The organism is Rhizobium sp. M1 (genome assembly GCF_002531805.1).
GTDB lineage: Bacteria > Pseudomonadota > Alphaproteobacteria > Rhizobiales > Rhizobiaceae > Rhizobium > Rhizobium etli_C.
The window spans coordinates 47996-63776 of sequence record NZ_NWSW01000020.1 but is presented as its reverse complement, the minus strand read 5'-3'; the positions used below and the strand labels follow the sequence as shown (position 1 = coordinate 63776).

At 63.8% G+C, this 15781-nt stretch carries 15 protein-coding genes; 7 read left to right on the top strand and 8 right to left on the bottom strand.

The window, feature by feature from the left end; all coding sequences use genetic code 11:
• Window positions 1-143: 143 nt before the first annotated feature.
• From CO655_RS20340 to CO655_RS20330, 3 genes are all read right to left on the bottom strand, one after another.
• Complete coding sequence (locus CO655_RS20340) at window positions 144-659, bottom strand: GNAT family N-acetyltransferase (RefSeq protein WP_097666206.1); 516 nt, start codon at window positions 657-659, stop codon at window positions 144-146.
• A 111-nt stretch (window positions 660-770) separates the two neighbouring features.
• A complete protein-coding gene (locus CO655_RS20335) occupies window positions 771-1439 on the bottom strand; it encodes a hemolysin III family protein (protein ID WP_097666204.1) in 669 nt (222 codons plus the stop codon).
• 156 nt (window positions 1440-1595) lie between these two features.
• Window positions 1596-2015: a universal stress protein gene (locus tag CO655_RS20330; protein WP_097666202.1), complete on the bottom strand. Its 420-nt coding sequence runs from the start codon at window positions 2013-2015 to the stop codon at window positions 1596-1598.
• A gap of 307 nt (window positions 2016-2322) precedes the next feature.
• Between CO655_RS20330 and CO655_RS20325 the strand changes: the two genes are divergently transcribed.
• The gene (locus CO655_RS20325; protein ID WP_097608541.1) at window positions 2323-3183 is read left to right on the top strand and encodes a VOC family protein; all 861 of its coding nucleotides are present in this window, start codon (window positions 2323-2325) and stop codon (window positions 3181-3183) included.
• Window positions 3184-3208: 25 nt separating this feature from the next.
• Here CO655_RS20325 and CO655_RS20320 read toward each other — a convergent pair whose 3' ends face one another.
• On the bottom strand, window positions 3209-3592 hold the full coding sequence (locus CO655_RS20320; RefSeq protein WP_097666200.1) for a hypothetical protein: 384 nt from the start codon (window positions 3590-3592) through the stop codon (window positions 3209-3211).
• Between the two features lie 218 nt (window positions 3593-3810).
• Here CO655_RS20320 and CO655_RS20315 point away from each other — a divergent pair, with 218 nt between their 5' ends.
• Together CO655_RS20315 and CO655_RS20310 are read left to right on the top strand one after the other, a co-directional pair.
• Window positions 3811-4977 (top strand): AI-2E family transporter, encoded by a 1167-nt coding sequence (locus CO655_RS20315; protein ID WP_097608482.1) that lies wholly within the window; start codon window positions 3811-3813, stop codon window positions 4975-4977.
• An 18-nt stretch (window positions 4978-4995) separates the two neighbouring features.
• On the top strand, window positions 4996-6294 hold the full coding sequence (locus CO655_RS20310) for an FAD-dependent oxidoreductase (RefSeq protein WP_097666198.1): 1299 nt from the start codon (window positions 4996-4998) through the stop codon (window positions 6292-6294).
• A 40-nt stretch (window positions 6295-6334) separates the two neighbouring features.
• Here CO655_RS20310 and CO655_RS20305 read toward each other — a convergent pair whose 3' ends face one another.
• Complete coding sequence (locus CO655_RS20305) at window positions 6335-7120, bottom strand: polysaccharide deacetylase family protein (protein ID WP_097666196.1); 786 nt, start codon at window positions 7118-7120, stop codon at window positions 6335-6337.
• Between the two features lie 91 nt (window positions 7121-7211).
• Window positions 7212-7601: a DUF930 domain-containing protein gene (locus tag CO655_RS20300; RefSeq protein WP_097608485.1), complete on the bottom strand. Its 390-nt coding sequence runs from the start codon at window positions 7599-7601 to the stop codon at window positions 7212-7214.
• 241 nt (window positions 7602-7842) lie between these two features.
• Between CO655_RS20300 and CO655_RS20295 the strand changes: the two genes are divergently transcribed.
• Together CO655_RS20295 and CO655_RS20290 are read left to right on the top strand one after the other, a co-directional pair.
• Window positions 7843-9951, top strand: coding sequence for a S9 family peptidase (locus tag CO655_RS20295; protein WP_097608486.1), 2109 nt, complete (start codon window positions 7843-7845; stop codon window positions 9949-9951).
• Between the two features lie 118 nt (window positions 9952-10069).
• Complete coding sequence (locus CO655_RS20290) at window positions 10070-10588, top strand: DUF1697 domain-containing protein (protein ID WP_097666194.1); 519 nt, start codon at window positions 10070-10072, stop codon at window positions 10586-10588.
• Window positions 10589-10594: 6 nt separating this feature from the next.
• Here CO655_RS20290 and CO655_RS20285 read toward each other — a convergent pair whose 3' ends face one another.
• Window positions 10595-11224 (bottom strand): TetR/AcrR family transcriptional regulator, encoded by a 630-nt coding sequence (locus tag CO655_RS20285; RefSeq protein ID WP_097608488.1) that lies wholly within the window; start codon window positions 11222-11224, stop codon window positions 10595-10597.
• Window positions 11225-11444: 220 nt separating this feature from the next.
• Between CO655_RS20285 and CO655_RS20280 the strand changes: the two genes are divergently transcribed.
• The gene (locus tag CO655_RS20280; protein WP_097666192.1) at window positions 11445-12392 is read left to right on the top strand and encodes a homocysteine S-methyltransferase family protein; all 948 of its coding nucleotides are present in this window, start codon (window positions 11445-11447) and stop codon (window positions 12390-12392) included.
• An 88-nt stretch (window positions 12393-12480) separates the two neighbouring features.
• Here the strand turns inward: CO655_RS20280 and CO655_RS20275 are convergent, their stop codons facing one another.
• On the bottom strand, window positions 12481-13932 hold the full coding sequence (locus tag CO655_RS20275) for an MFS transporter (protein ID WP_097666190.1): 1452 nt from the start codon (window positions 13930-13932) through the stop codon (window positions 12481-12483).
• A gap of 237 nt (window positions 13933-14169) precedes the next feature.
• Between CO655_RS20275 and CO655_RS20270 the strand changes: the two genes are divergently transcribed.
• Entirely contained in the window at window positions 14170-15672 is a 1503-nt protein-coding gene (locus CO655_RS20270; RefSeq protein WP_097666283.1) for a protein adenylyltransferase SelO, read from the top strand.
• Window positions 15673-15781 lie beyond the last annotated feature (109 nt).

The window sequence follows — 15781 nt, the reverse complement described above, 5'->3', positions numbered from 1 at the left end:
TGACGCTTCACGCCGCCTCTCGCGAAGCAGGCGGCCTCTCATTTCTACACAGCTCAGAATACAATAAAAAGATGGCGAGCGCGCTGGCAATGATTTGCCGTTTCACTCCGTCCGAAGCGCTCATCCGTGCCCAGGCATGCCGGTCAATCCGGCTTGCCGGGCAGACGAAGCTCCATGCAGGTGAGATCCAGCCAGCGGCCGAACTTGGTGCCGACCTCGGAAAATCTGCCGGCGATGCGGAAGCCGAGCTTCTCGTGCAGCCGGATCGAGGCGGCGTTCTCAGCCTCGATGCCGGCGATCATCACGTGGATATCGGCGGCAGCGGCGCGCGCGATCAGCGCCCGCATCAAGGCCTCGCCGATACCGGCGCCGCGGCAATCCTTGTCGACATAGACGGAATGTTCGACCGTATGGCGGTAGCCCTCGAAGGCGCGCCAGTCGCCATAGGAGGCGTAGCCTGCGACCTTGCCCGACATCTCGGCGACGATGACGGGAAAGCCGCGCCCCTTGCGCGCGTTCAACCATTCCCGCCGGTTTTCGAGATCGACGAGCGTCTCGTTCCAGATCGCCGTCGTGTGCTCGACGGCATGATTGTAGATCTCGCGGATGGCGGGAAGATCGGCTTCGGTGGCGTCGCGAAGGAGGACGGCGTCTGTCATGGTTGGTCCGGTTCGATTGGCTGTCGGGGGTGGCATACGCCGCGGTGCAAAGGATGTAAACGGCAGATGGTGGAGACGCCGCTTGCGGGATGGCTGCGCTGAGGCCGCCGCTCAGAAACCCTGCACCGGCAGGCTGAAACAGGTGAAGACGGCCGAATAGTGCACGGCGGCGGCGGTGACGACGAAACCGTGCCAGATGGCGTTCTGGAAGCGCAGCTTCTCCCAGACATGAAAGATGACGCCGAGCGAATAGAGGACGCCGCCGATGACGATCAGCAGCATCGAGGCGGAGGGGATGCGCGCGGCGACAGGCCCGGCCACCAGCACGCCGCTCCAGCCCATGGCGAGGTAAAGCAGGATGGCGAGACGGTCGTAACGGCCGGGAAAGACGCATTTCAGGACGACGCCGACGGCGGCGAACAGCCAGATCGCCACCAGCATGAACAAGAGCAGCGGATCGTCGGCGCCGCGTTCGAGGAACGGCGTATAGGTGGCGGCGATCAGGACGAAGATCGCCGAATGATCGAAGCGGCGCAGGAACCATTTGGTGCGCGAGACCGGCCACACATTGTAGGAAAAGGAAATCGCAAGCGTCAGCACCAGTCCGACGCCATAGATCCAGGCGGCGGCGAGCGCGCCGTAGGAGCTCCAGACGGTGGCGTAGAAGATCAGCACCGTGGCGCCGATCAGCGCCAACACGAGGCCGACGCCGTGGACGATGCCATCGGCGATCAGTTCATACCTGTCGTAAGCCCAGCGAATGCCGTTGAACTCAGCCATGCGCGCCAATCCATTTCGTCCCCGGCCTCGATGGTCGCACCGAACGGATGGCGGCGCAACAGCGGCACATCGCGGGCGCGGTAAATCTTCGTGACAGGTCACGCGGCGCCTGCCGCGCTTTAAGATCGGCCAGCGGAGAAAAGGGAAAACGCGCGCTCAGATCTTGTGCCGTTCGACCAGCACTGAGCACTTGGCATGGCGCACGACACGGTCGGCCGTGGCGCCGATGAAGTAGTTGGAAAAATCCGGCACATGCGAGGCGAGGATGATGAGGTCGGCGCGATGGCTTTCGGCGGCCGCAATGATGGCCTTGGCCGGCGGGCCGTTGCGGATTTCGACGGCTGCCGCGACTCCGGTTGCGGTGACCAGCGCCTGCAGCCTGTCGCGGCCGTCCTTCATGGCGTCCTCCAGCATATTGGCCGGCAGTTCGATCGCGACATAGGTCGGCACATCCTCGACGACGTTGAGCGCGATGATCTCGCCGCCCTCGTCGAGCAGCGATCCGGCCTTGCGGAGGATATCTTCTCCCCTGCCGAGGCCGCCGAGCGCAATCGCCACGATGATCTTCCTGTACATGGCTTCCCTCCATGACTGAGATGCATAAGCTTCTTCTTAAGAAGATATGGACGTATTGATCGTGATCAAGTCGGCGGGACACGTCAGCGAAACAAATCAGCGCAAGCGATTGTCAACGCTTGCTCAACGCTTCATCCTCAAAACGAGGCTTCTGTGAACAATGGCGATGGGCCATATAGGAATCAAGTACGGCAGCCGAGAGGATATCAGGCACATGAACCGGCGACAGTTTCTCGAGCTTGCCACGGGCGGCATGGTTGCCGCCACCGCCGGTGCGCCTTCGATTTCACAGGCAGGAGAATTATCCATGACGACCGAAACATCCTATGCGCTGACGCGGCCTGCCTATATCGACCAATCGCATCTCGTCGTTAAAGACCTCGGTCTTGTGTCCGGCTTCTATCAGTCGATGCTCGGTCTGAAAGTCATCGAAAAGACGCCAAGCGGCGAAGTTCTCGGGGTCGGCGCTCTGCCGCTGCTGACGCTGACGACCGCCGGGAATGCCGCCATCGCGCCGCGCAACGCCGCCGGGCTGTTCCACACCGCCTTCCTGATGCCCGACCGCACCGAACTGGCGCGCTGGCTGCGCCATGCGGCGCATAACAATGTCGTGCTCGACGGTGCTTCCGACCATCTCGTCAGCGAGGCGATCTATCTTTCCGACCCGGAAGGAAACGGCATCGAAATCTATGCCGACCGGGCGCACGAAGGATGGAAGTTCCATCAGGACGGCATGGTGGAGATGGCGACGCTGCGCCTCGACCTGCAGGCGCTTTACGACAGCGCGCCCGAGGATCGCTGGGACGGCATGGCTGAGGGTGCGGCGATCGGCCATCTGCATCTGCAGGTCGGCGATATCCCGCAGGCCGACGCCTTCTACCGCGACGTGCTCGGCCTCACGCTGATGGCCCGTTATCCCGGCGCAAGCTTCTTTGCCACCGGCGGCTATCATCACCATCTCGCCGCCAATATCTGGAACAGCCGGGGCGCGGCCCCGCGCGCCGACAATATGACCGGGCTTTCGGACTACAAGATCCGTTTCAACGACAAGGCGACTCTCGATGCGGCGGTCTCGAAGCTCGACGGGCTGGAGATCGACAGCGAGAAGCGCGATGGCGGCGTCTTCCTCAGGGATCCCTGGGGCATCGGCCTGACACTCTCGGCCTGATCTACATCGGCGGCCTGAACTCCATCTATTGAACCTTTTCGGTTCCGGATGGCGTCGTCACCCCGGTCGGACCGCTACCGCTTCCGCTCGGCGTCGGGTCGCGGTCCGTCTCTTCGGGCGGCCGTGAAGGGCCGGAGGCCGGGTCATCGTTGAAGGTTCCGGGCCCGGCCGGCTGCGCATTGATCGGATCCGGCCTCGTCGATGCTGTCGCCGTCGGATCGTTATTGGTGGGGTCGGGCCAGATCGCCACGCTTACGCCCGCAATGATGAGGACCGCCGCACCCGCCACGAGGACGGTCCAACCCCACCACCGCCTGCGATCGGCGGCTTTGAGCTTCGTCTCGTCCGCATAAGGGGGATTGGTCGAAAAGCTCTCGGTGACCTTGGTCTGATCGCGATCTGCAGTCATGAGCTATCTCCTTCAGAGATCGAACGTCCGCGACTGGGAGGTTGTTCCGGCGGCCGGATCAAAACCACGCGCTCGTCGATGAGGGCGGAGGGCTTCTGCCGATCGCCCCTGCGGCAAGCCGAGGGGCCATCTTTCGACGTCGCATGACCTCCAGCGGAACCGGAACCGCATCAGCGCGTTTTCGTGGCGAAGCAATGGGGCTTCGGGGACCTCACCGCATGGGCATCGCCAACGGCATCCGCAAACAAGCAAGGAAAATCGCTATCGGCGAACGCCATACCAGCGCCTGGGCGAAATCATTGCGGGAGACGGCGGAGGAATTGCCTTCCCCGCCGGTGCATCGGCTTGAAAAGGACGGGCTTGATATCAGCATGGCGTGGGCGATCATCGGCATCTTCGCCATACTCGGCCTTGCCGCCGTCTACATGATGTCGCTGATCCTCATTCCCATCACCCTTGCCGTCGTCGTCGGCATGATCCTCGGCCTCGCCGCCGAAAAGCTCGGCAAGATGGGCGTGCCGCGGCTCGCCAACGCTTTCCTTCTGTCGAGCGGCGTCGCCCTGGTGATCGCTCTGCTGGCCAATTCGCTTGTCGGTCCGCTGACGATGCTTGCCAACGAAGCGCCGGCCTTCGTCGAGCGGACGATCAACCGCATCATGCCCTACCTCGAGCGCATCGAATGGCTGCACATCACGCCGGCGACATTCGAAAGCGGGCCGATGTCGATCGGCGCGCTGCTCGAAAACACCGGCAACGTCCTGCATCTGGTGACCACGAGCCTGACGCCGGCGCTGGTGCAGGGGCTGATCTTCTTCGCCGCACTGCTGCTCTTCCTCGCCAGCCGGGTCAATCTGCGCAAGACGATCATCATGACCTTCCGCACCCGCCCGCAGCGGCTGGCGGCGATCCGCGTCATCAATGCCGTCGAGCAGGTGCTCGGCTTCTATTTCGCCACCGCCTCGCTGATCTATGTCGGGCTCGGCGTCGTCATGACGGTCATCGCCTATGCGAGCGGATTGTCGGCACCGGTGCTGTGGGGCTTCTTCGCCTTCCTGTCGAGCTTCATTCCCTATCTCGGCATCACGCTGATGACGCTGTCCGTCGCCATCGCCGGCATCATCACCTATGACGGCTTCATCGTCGGCCTGATGCCGGCCGCCGCCTTTTTCACCGTGCACCTCGTGATGGAGAACCTGATCTTCCCGGCGGTGATGGGACGGCGGCTGGAAATCAACCCCTTCATCGTCTTCCTGGCCATCCTGTTCTGGACCTGGATGTGGGGCGCGGTCGGCGCGATGCTGGCGCTGCCGCTGTCGCTGATCGTGATGACGGTTATCGAGGAATTGCTGATCGAAGAAAGACCGCAGCCGCAATTGCCGAAGTGATCAAGCGAGGAGACATCCGTGGCATCCGATCTCGATCTCGATCTCGACGAAGCCGACCATGAGCAGATGGTCAGCGGCCGTTCGCTCTGGGGACGAACCGGCATACGGCCCGCATGGCAAGCGATCAGTGAGAGCTTTTCCGCCGATGTCGCGGTGATCGGCGGCGGCATCACCGGCGCGCTGGTCGCAGAGCACCTTGCGGCGCGCGGCTTCTCCGTTGTCATCATCGACCGGGAGGAGCCGGGTTTCGGCAGTACCGCCGCCAGCACCGCAATGCTGCAATGGGAGATCGACAGCACGCTCAGCGAGCTGGAGACCTGGTACGGCTTCGAGCGCGCCGCCGGCATCTATCGCCGCAGCGCCGCTGCCGTCGCAGGCCTTGCCAAGCTGATCGCCGCCAACGCGATCGCCTGCGGCTTCCGGCCGCGCAACACGCTTTATCTCGCCGCCAACCAGGAAGGCGCCCGCGACCTGCTGGAAGAGCGCCAGCTGCGGCGCCGGGCCGGCCTTCCCGGCGTCTATCTCGAACATCCCGATCTCTTCACCCAGTTCGAGCTCGATCGGGATGGGGCGATCTATTCGCCGGGCTCGGCGGAGGCCGATCCGCTGCTCTTGACCTGGGCGCTGATCGCGATGGCCATGCGGCACGGCGCGCAGCTGGTCAGCGCTTCGGTGAGCGCGCTGCACAGCGAAGGCGACCACGTGACGGTCGAGACCGACGGCCCCCATGTCATCGAAGCGCGGCATGTGGTGCTGGCGACCGGCTATTCGATGCCGGGCCTCGACATGCCGAAGCTGCACCGGACAAGCTCGAGCTGGGCATTCGCCACCGTGCCGCAGGATCCCGCGACGTTCTGGCGCGACAGGGCGTTGATCTGGGAGGACAGCCACCCCTATCTCTACATGCGCACGACCGCCGACAACCGCATCGTCGCCGGCGGCGAGGACGATGGCACGACCGACCCCGCGGTGCGGAATCGCCAGCTGCCGTCCAAGATTCGCGCCATCCAGGAGAAGATGAAGCGGCTCTGGCCGAGAGCCGATACCCGCATCGCCCATGCCTGGGGCGGAACCTTCGGCGAAACGGCCGACGGCCTGCCGCTGATCGGGCCGGTGCCCGGCATGCCGCATGTGCTTGCCGCCTATGGTTACGGCGGCAACGGCATCACCTTTTCCTACCTCGCCGCCCAGATGATCGGCGCGATGATTGCCGGCATGCATCGCGACTGGTTCGAGGATTTCGCGCTCGATCGGGATGGACCGGGGCTGCGGCGGTTTGGGGAAGATGGGCTGCGGGTTGGGAGTGAGCTGAGGTAGCCTTCGCATTGACTGTCGTGCCGTGTCAGCCCCTGCGGAACTACTCCGTCGTCTGATCGTCGCCCATATCCTCGACATCCTGCAGCCGAACAAACTCCGTGCCCTTCATCTTCAGATCGACCAGCGCCTTCGCCACCCCCTCGCCGGCCGCATGGGTCGGCTGGTTGATGTGGGAGATGACGACATCGCCGTCTTTGGCCGAGGCGATGCGCTTTTCGGTGATTGTGGCGCCGAGCAGCGAGCCGCCGTCGCCGTTCACCGAATAGCCGGCGATGCGATAGCCGAGGGCGCGGATTTCGCCGATGGCGGAAAGGTCATATTTGGCGGTCGAGCCGCGGAACCAGTGCGGTGCGGGAATGCCGGAGGCGAGCATGGCGGCAGCGCCGCCTTCGACTTCCTGTCGGACGGCCTGCGGCGAGCCGGCGGAGGCTATGCCATAGACCAGCGTCGGCGTGTCGACGGCCGGAATGTGGTTCTCGCCATGATTTTCGAGTTCGAACAGGTCGGGGTTCTGCAGGAAGACGGCGAGCGCGGCGGGGTTGCGCTTCAGCCAGCGGGCGGTGACGAAGATCGTCGCCGGAATGCGCTCGCGCACCAGGGTCGACAGGATGCGCTCATCCGCCTGGCCCATGCAGGCATCGAAGGTCAGCGCAATGCGGGCATGGCCTGATATATTGGAGCGGGCGATATGCAGATGCGGCTCGACGAGCTTGACCGCCGGGCTCTTCACGACCGGGGCGGCGGCCGACAGCGGCGGCGTTTCGGCCGCGCACAGCGTGGAGAGGCCGGCCAGAAGAAACGCCGAAGCAAGCAAGATGCGGTTCACGGAAGGACTTCTACGCTTCGATCGGTCGAATTTAGCGACGGCATTGGTCCACCGCCATGCGGCCGGTCAGCGCAGCCAACGGGACAGGCGATCAATCGTAGAGATAATATTTTTCCCACTTCTCGCGGGGCACCTTGTCGCCGATCTGGTAATCGAGCTGGCGCACGTTGATATGCTGCGGACCGGTGATGCAGGTGTAGGAGAGATGGTACCAGTCGCCCTTGCTGCGGAAGACCGCGCCCGGCGCCTGCAGCGAATTGTCGCCGGGAATCGGGTCCTTGAAGGTGTAGGCGATCACCTTGTCGGGCTTGAAGCCGGTGCTGTCCTGGTTGATGCGGCTCATCGCCTCGGTGTCACAGCTCTGCTCCAGACGGGTCGAGGGATCGAGTTTTTCCAGCTGCTTCTTGATGGCGGGATCGACGGCAAAGGCGGGGGCAGCAAGGCCGACGAGGGATACAAACAGGAGCAGGTGTTTCGGCATTGAAGAAAATCCCTTGCTGTTGTCCAGTCTTCACCCTGCCACCGGCAGCTTGCCGCGGGCTTGGCACGTGTAAATTTCGATCTGCGATAGCGGACATTCTTAAATATTGTGGTGACATCAAGGCAGGGCGGACCGAGCCGCCGCCATGCCTGTGGAAGGTCACCTCGCCCCTTGGCGCTTGATCCGGAACCGGTGCGCCTCTATCTCTTGCCAACCCGACATTCCCACCGGAGCCAATTCCTTGTCCGTTTTCAAGAACCTGCCGACACCGCCCGCCGCACCGAAGAAGCCCGTCTCCGATACGCGCCACGGCATTACCCGCACGGACGATTATGCCTGGCTGCGCGCCGACAACTGGCAGGCGATGTTCAAGGATCCCTCGATCCTCGATCCCGAGATCCGCCGGCATCTCGAAGCCGAGAACGCCTATATGAATGCGGCGATGGAGGACACCAAGCCGCTGCAGAAGGCGCTGTTTTCCGAAATGCGCGGCCGCATCAAGGAAGACGACAGCTCGGTGCCGGTCAAAGACGGCGCCTATGCCTACGGCACGTCCTACGTGACCGGCGGCGAACAGCCGCGCTATTTTCGCATTCCTCGCAATGGCAGCGTCGCCGACGAGACGATCCGCACGGTGCTGCTCGACGGCGACAAGGAAGCATCAGGCAAGGCCTATTTCCGCCTCGCCGGCCTCGACCATTCCACCGACCACGGCCGCGGCATCTGGGGCTATGACGACAAGGGCTCGGAGTTCTTCACGCTGAAGGTGCGCGACCTCTCGACCGGCCAGGATCTCGACGATGTGATCGAGAATACCGGTGGCGGCGGCGTCTGGGCACCTGATGGCAAGAGCTTCTTCTATTCGGCGCTCGACGAGAACCACCGGCCCTCGAAGGTGTTCCACCATATTGTCGGCCGGCCGCAGTCGGAAGACCGGCTGGTCTACGAGGAAGCCGATGCCGGCTTCTTCATGGGCGTCGGCGGCTCGCTGCTTGATGACTTCATCTATATCGACATCCACGACCACGAGACCAGTGAATACCGGCTGCTGTCGACCAAGGATCTCACGGCCGAGCCGAAGCTGGTGGCGGCGCGCGAGGAAGGCATCGAATATTCGCTGACCGAGGGCGGCGACATCTTCTACATCCTGACGAATGACGGCGGCGCCAAGGATTTCAAGATCATGGAAGCGCCGGTTGATAGACCGGGCAAGGAAAACTGGCGCGAGGTCGTGCCGCATAAGCCCGGCACGCTTGTTATCAGCCACATGGCCTATGCCCGCCATCTGCTGTGGCTGGAGCGCAAGGACGGGCTGCCGCAGATCATGATCCGCGATCGGGCGACCGGCGAGGAACATGCGATCGCCTTTGCCGAGGAAGCCTATTCGCTGGGGCTTTCGGGTGCTGCGGAATACGACACGGATGTCATCCGCTTCTCCTATTCCTCGATGACGACGCCGTCGCAGCTCTATGATTACAACATGGTGACGCGCGAGCGCACGCTGTTGAAGACGCAGGAGGTGCCGTCGGGCCACAATCCCGACGACTACGTCACCCGCCGCGTCTTCGCCCCGGCATGGGACGGCGAGACGGTGCCGGTCACCCTGCTCTATCGCAAGGACACGCCGCTCGACGGCACGGCCCCCTGCCTGCTCTACGGCTACGGCGCCTACGGCATCACCATTCCGGCCGGCTTCAACACCAATTGCCTGTCCCTCGCCGACCGCGGCTTCGTCTATGCCATCGCCCATATCCGCGGCGGCAAGGACAAGGGCTTTGCCTGGTACGAAGACGGCAAGATGGATAAGAAGACCAACAGCTTCAAAGACTTCATCGCTGCGGCCGACTATCTGAATCAACAGAAGTTCACCTCTTACGCGAAGATCATAGCCGAGGGCGGCTCGGCCGGCGGCATGCTGATGGGCGCCGTCGCCAACATGGCGCCGGAGAAATTTTCCGGCATCATCGCCGCCGTTCCCTTCGTCGACGTGCTCAACACCATGCTCGACGATACGCTGCCGCTGACGCCGCCGGAATGGCCGGAATGGGGCAACCCGATCGACAGCAAGGAAGAATACGAGCAGATCGCCGCCTATTCGCCCTATGACAATGTCGGCGCCAAAGCCTACCCGCCGATCCTGGCGCTCGGCGGCCTGACCGACCCGCGCGTCACCTATTGGGAGCCGGCCAAATGGGTGGCGAAGCTGCGTGAGGAGACGACCGGCGCGGCGCCGATCCTGCTCAAGACCAACATGGACGCCGGCCACGGCGGCGCCTCCGGACGCTTCCAGCGGCTGGAGGAGATTGCGTTTGAGTATGCGTTTGCGATCAAGGTGGCGGGGAAGATGTGAAATCTTTAGGGGGGTGCCGTGTCAGCCCCCCTCTGCCCTGCCGGGCCCGCGGCTCGCCCCGGGCCCGGCAGGGCAGAGGGGGGCGACCGCGGCACAACAGGCCTAGGGAGACACCGAAATGCCCATCCACATCGCCCTCCTCCGCGCCGTAAACGTCGGCGGCACCGGCGCCCTGCCGATGGCTGAACTCAAGGCAATCTGCGAAGAGCTCGGCTTCAAGGATGTGAAGACCTACATCCAGAGCGGCAATGTACTCTTCCGCTCGGATGAATCCGAAACGGCCGTCGAGGAAAAGCTCGACGCGGCGCTCGGCAAGAAGATGGGCAAGCGGCCGGGCGTAATGGTGCGCAGCCGCAAGGAGCTCGAGGCGATCGCCGCCAACGCCCCCTTCCCCGACGCCAAGCCGAACTTCCTGCTGGTCTATTTCCTCCCCGAAAAGCCGCCCGCCGATGCGCTGGAGAAGATGGTGGCGCCCGACGGCGAGGAGGCAAAACTCGCGACCCGGGAAATCTATGTGCATTATCCCAATGGTTCCGGCCGCTCGAAACTGAAGCTGCCGGCGCTGAAGCCGGGAACCTCGCGCAATCTCAACACCGTGCGCAAGCTTGCCGATATGGCTGCGGCGATGGAAGGCTGAAGGCAGCTAGGCCCTCGGCATTTCCGCCACCGGCAGGAAGAGCATCTTCACGAAGGTGCGGAGCATCAGCACCTGTTCGGCCAGCGTGTTCGGCTCTTTCAGCGTCTTCGACAGAACGATGCCGCCTTCCAGGACGGAGGACACCATGTCGGCGAGCTGGTCGACATTGACGGGCTCGCGCGGCGGATAGATCTCCATGATGTCGCGGAGCATGCGGCTGAAACGGCGCCGCCAGGCAAGCACCGCATTGCGGTTGGTCTCCTGTATCTCCCGGTCGAACAGCCGCTCGTAATAGCACACGGTCGCCACAAGGCAGCCGGGATGGCCGTTCGGCAGATCGGAGAGCAGTTCGGACAGCAGCTTGAGGCCAAGCAGGAAGGATTGCAGCGGATCGTCGGTCAGATCGCGCGCACGGCTGAAGATCTCGTCGTAGATGCGCTCGTCATTTTCGATGTAGCGGTTGAGCAGCGCCTTGGCGAGCTCGTTCTTGTCCCTGAAATGATAGAAGAAGCCGCTCTTGGTGATGCCCGTCTCGGCGATCAGCTCCTCGATGGAGGTGCCGCCGAAACCCTTCTGCAGGACAGCCGCTTCGGCCACATCGAGGATGCGGGTCCTGGTTTCCTCGCCCTTTCGCATATCCCCTCCTGTACCGGCGGTACAGTTTTGATCGCCGCACGTTCAGAACCTGCCTGCGTCCCCGGCAGCTTCGGTTACGCCAAGCGATTGATATCAACCGGCAAAAACCAAAACCGCCGGCAGTATACCGCAAGTCGCCTAGTTTGGCAGCCGATTAAGCGCCAGAACATCATTCATCGACGGCAGCCGTTTCGGGTGCTGCGAGGGAGAGGCTTCAACAATGGCTAAGTACAGAAACGGTCTGCCGCAACTCACAGGCGGCACCTTCATTACCGATGGCGGCATGGAAACGACGATGATCTTCCAGGAAGGCATCGCGCTTCCGCATTTCGCCGCTTTCATATTGCTGGCTTCCGAAGACGGGCGGCAGCGAATATGGAATTACTATCGCCGTTATCTCGATATCGCCCGGCGGCACGGCACCGGCTTCGTGCTCGACACCGCGACATGGCGGGCCAATCCGGACTGGGGGCAGAAGCTCGGTTATACCGCTGAAGCCCTGAAGGCGGCCAACGAGGAAGCCGTCGACCTGCTCGTTGGCTTACGCAGCGCCTATGAGCGGCCGGAGCAGCCGATCGTCATCAGCGGCGCGATCGGCCCGCGCGGCGACGGCTACAAGGCGGGCAGCATGGATGCGGCCGAGGCGGAAGACTACCACACCTTCCAGATCGCGGCTTTCGCCGGCACCGAGGCCGATATGGTGACCGCCTTCACGCTGACCAATATTGACGAGGCGATCGGCGTGGCGCGGGCCGCACAGTCGCTCGGCATGCCCTGCGCCATCTCCTTCACGCTAGAGACGGATGGCCGGCTGGTGACGGGCCGCAGCCTTCAGGAGGCCATCGAGACGACGGATGCGGCGACCGGCGGGGCGCCGGCCTATTACATGATCAACTGCGCCCATCCCTCGCATTTCGAAGGCGCGCTCGATCCCGACAGCGCCTGGGTGAAACGCATTTCCGGCATCCGTGCCAACGCCTCGACCATGAGCCACGAGCAGCTGGACAATAGCGAGACGCTGGATGCGGGCGATCCCGAAGATCTCGGCCGCCGCTACCGCAAGCTCATCGGCCGCATGCCTGCGGTGCGCGTGCTCGGCGGCTGCTGCGGCACCGACCACCGCCACGTCGCGGCGATCTGCGAGGCATGCCTGCCGCAGGTGGCATGACAGCGGCAGGGGGGCCTGTATCCGGCTACGGCGTGCCGTGCCAGCGAGACCAGTTCATTGCCGATCGGCGTCAAGAAGGCTGAAGGCGTCAGTCCCCGACGGCGCCTTTCGTCCGCTTCGCCTTATAGCCGCTGATCTCTTCGCCGGCCGTCGGCGAGAAGCGCAGGTTCCAGACGGTGGCGGTGATCGAGATGAGCGTGACGACGATGAAGGCGGTGGAGAAATCGCCGAGCGTCGGCGTTTCGACGTCGTTGAAGGCCATGGAACCGTGCAGCGCCAAGGCGCCGATGCAGATGCCGAGCGACAGCATCAGCTGCTGGAAGGTGGTGTAGAAGCTGGTGGCCGAGCTCATCCGCTCCCTGTCGATCTCGTCATAGGCGATGGTGTTGTAGGCGGTGAACTGGAACGACAGGAAGAAGGCGCTGAGTATCAGCACGATGAAGATGAGCGGCATCGGCCAATCCGGCCGGAAGGCGGCGCAGAGGCCGTAGCCGACCGTGCCGAGGATGCCGTTGAGGACAAGGCTGCGGCGGAAACCGAGCCGGCTGAAGACGAACTTCGCCATCGGCTTCATGGCGAGCGCGCCAAGTGCGGTGGCAATGACGATCTGGCCGGCGGCGGCGGCCGACAGGCCGAAGCCGATCTGGAAGAGCAGCGGCAGCAGGAAGGGCTGTGCGCCCTGGGTGATGCGCGTCAACGAACCTGATATGACCGAGGTGCCGAAGCTCGGCACCTTCATCAGCGAAAAATCCATGATCGGCGACGGATGCCTGCGGGCATGCCTGAGATAGGCGATGCCGAAGATGAGGCCGACGGCGATCAGGAAGAGCGAGAAGGCGCCCTCGCCTTCGTGGCTCGACATTTCGAAGCCGAAAAGCAGCGAGCCGAGCGAGAGGCCGGAGAGCACGAAGCCGATCGTATCGAACGGGCCGCTCGCCTTGCCCTTCACCTCGTCGATATAGATCGAGACGAAGATCATGCCGATGATGCCGATCGGCACGTTGATGTAGAAGATCCAGCGCCAGTCGAGATAGGTGACGAAGAAGCCGCCGAGCGGCGGGCCGACGATCGGGCCGATCAGCGCCGGTACCAGCAGCCAGGACATGGCGCTGACCATATCCTTGCGGGCGACGCTGCGCATCAGCACCAGGCGCCCGACCGGCATCATCATCGCGCCGCCGAGGCCCTGCAGCAGTCGCGCCAGCACCAGGAACGACAGCGTCGGCGCCAGCGCACAAAGGATGGAGCCGATCACGAAGACGGCGATTGCCGCGCGGAAGACGGTGCGGGAGCCGAAACTGTCGGCCATGCGGCCGCTGGCCGGAATGAAGATCGCCAGGCTGAGGAGATAGGAAGTGAGCGCGATCGACATGGCCGGGGCGCTGACGGCGAAATCGCGCGCCATGGTCGGCAGCGCCGTCGCCAGCACGGTCGCATCGATATTTTCCATCAGCATCGCACTCGCGACGATCATCGCGATCACCCGGAAATTGGGCGCGGCGCGCCGAACCATCGGCGCCTGGTAAATCTGATCCGACATCGTCCGGGATCACTCGCGGTGGCGCGGCGGAGCACAGGAGGCAGCAAGGCCGCGGGGGATGACATGGCGTAATGCCAAGGGGAGACGATCTGCTATACGCCTGCAATCATGGCGGCGCTATGTCCTTTATGGCACAGCAGCTTTGACGAGCGGGTAAAGCAGATCACGTTTGCTTGCATCGGCCTCATGCTTCGTGAAGAGCTTGCGCCACGGGCCGCCCGGCCCTACCTATCGATTATGACCTCCGCCCTCGAGAAAAACCGGCCCGGTGCGGCCTTCGCCTTCGACAACAGCTATGCCGGCCTGCCGCAGCGCTTCTTTGCGGCGCAGATGCCGACCGCGGTGGCGGAGCCCTGGCTGATCAAGCTCAACGAGCCGCTGGCCGCCGAGCTCGGGCTCGACGTCGAGGCGCTGCGGCGCGACGGCGCGGCGATCTTTTCCGGCAATCTCGTTCCCGAAGGGGCACAACCGCTGGCGATGGCCTATGCCGGCCACCAGTTCGGCGGCTTCTCGCCGCAGCTCGGCGACGGCCGGGCGATCCTGCTCGGCGAGGTGATCGACCGCAGCGGCAGGCGTTTCGATATCCAGCTGAAGGGCGCCGGGCCGACGCCTTTCTCGCGGCGCGGCGACGGGCGGGCAGCCCTCGGGCCGGTGCTGCGCGAATATCTCATCAGCGAGGCGATGTTTGCGCTCGGCATTCCGGCGACACGGGCGCTGGCGGCGGTGACGACGGGCGAGCCGGTCTACCGGGAAGAGGTGCTGCCGGGCGCCGTCTTCACCCGGGTCGCGGCCAGCCACATCAGGGTCGGCACCTTCCAGTTTTTTGCCGCGCGCGGCGACACAGACGGTGTGCGGGCGCTTGCCGATTATGTCATCGACCGGCATTATCCCGCGCTGAAAGAAGCCGACAATCCCTATCTCGCGCTGTTCGAGTCAGTCTCCGAGCGCCAGGCGGCGCTAATCGCCCGCTGGCTGCATGTCGGCTTCATCCATGGCGTGATGAACACCGACAATATGACGATCTCCGGCGAGACGATCGATTTCGGCCCCTGCGCCTTCATGGATGCCTATGATCCGGCGACCGTCTTCTCGTCGATCGACCAGCACGGCCGTTATGCCTATGCCAACCAGCCGGCCATCGGCCAATGGAACCTCGCGCGGCTCGGCGAAACGCTGCTGCCGCTGATCGACGCCGAGCTCGACGGCGCAGTCGATAAGGCGAATGTGGTGATCCGGGCTTACGGCGAGCGGTTCCAGGCGCATTGGCTGGCCGGTATGCGGAAAAAGATCGGCCTTGCCGGCGAAGAGGAAGGTGATCTCGATCTGGTGCAGGCGCTGCTATCGCTGATGCAGGCGCAGGGCGCCGATTTCACCCTGACCTTCCGCCGACTGTCGGGCCTTGCCGGCGACGAGGCGGCAGAGCCCGCCTTTGCCGCAAGTTTCCGCGAGGCGGAGGCCGGCCGTCCCTGGCTCACGCGATGGCGCGAGCGGTTGTCGCGCGATCCGCAGACAGCCAGCGAGCGCGCCACCGCCATGCGCGGCGTCAATCCGGCCTTCATTCCGCGCAATCACCGCGTCGAACAGGCGATCGAGGCGGCGGTCGAAAACGGCGATTTCTCGCTGTTCGAGGCGCTGCTGACGGTGCTCGCCAGGCCCTATAACGACCAGCCGGATCTTGCCGGCTATAGCGAGCCGCCGAAGCCGCATGAGCGGGTGCTTGCGACCTTCTGCGGGACGTGAGCGGCTCCAATACAACCGTACCGTGACATCCGCCTGCGGCAAATGCAGCCGTTGAAAGGCATGTCCCTCGCGCTATCTGGCTGATCGGCGGGGCTTTTCCGCCCTTCTT

Bases quoted from the DNA above. Each gene is read 5' to 3' on its own strand.
- CO655_RS20270 (WP_097666283.1), top strand. From the start codon at position 14,170: ATGACCTCCGCCCTCGAGAAAAACCGGCCCGGTGCGGCCTTCGCCTTC.
- CO655_RS20325 (WP_097608541.1), top strand. From the start codon at position 2,323: ATGACGACCGAAACATCCTATGCGCTGACGCGGCCTGCCTATATCGAC.
- CO655_RS20320 (WP_097666200.1), bottom strand. From the start codon at position 3,592: ATGACTGCAGATCGCGATCAGACCAAGGTCACCGAGAGCTTTTCGACC.
- CO655_RS20280 (WP_097666192.1), top strand. From the start codon at position 11,445: ATGGCTAAGTACAGAAACGGTCTGCCGCAACTCACAGGCGGCACCTTC.
- CO655_RS20335 (WP_097666204.1), bottom strand. From the start codon at position 1,439: ATGGCTGAGTTCAACGGCATTCGCTGGGCTTACGACAGGTATGAACTG.
- CO655_RS20340 (WP_097666206.1), bottom strand. From the start codon at position 659: ATGACAGACGCCGTCCTCCTTCGCGACGCCACCGAAGCCGATCTTCCC.
- CO655_RS20315 (WP_097608482.1), top strand. From the start codon at position 3,811: ATGGGCATCGCCAACGGCATCCGCAAACAAGCAAGGAAAATCGCTATC.
- CO655_RS20285 (WP_097608488.1), bottom strand. From the start codon at position 11,224: ATGCGAAAGGGCGAGGAAACCAGGACCCGCATCCTCGATGTGGCCGAA.
- CO655_RS20275 (WP_097666190.1), bottom strand. From the start codon at position 13,932: ATGTCGGATCAGATTTACCAGGCGCCGATGGTTCGGCGCGCCGCGCCC.
- CO655_RS20300 (WP_097608485.1), bottom strand. From the start codon at position 7,601: ATGCCGAAACACCTGCTCCTGTTTGTATCCCTCGTCGGCCTTGCTGCC.
- CO655_RS20330 (WP_097666202.1), bottom strand. From the start codon at position 2,015: ATGTACAGGAAGATCATCGTGGCGATTGCGCTCGGCGGCCTCGGCAGG.
- CO655_RS20290 (WP_097666194.1), top strand. From the start codon at position 10,070: ATGCCCATCCACATCGCCCTCCTCCGCGCCGTAAACGTCGGCGGCACC.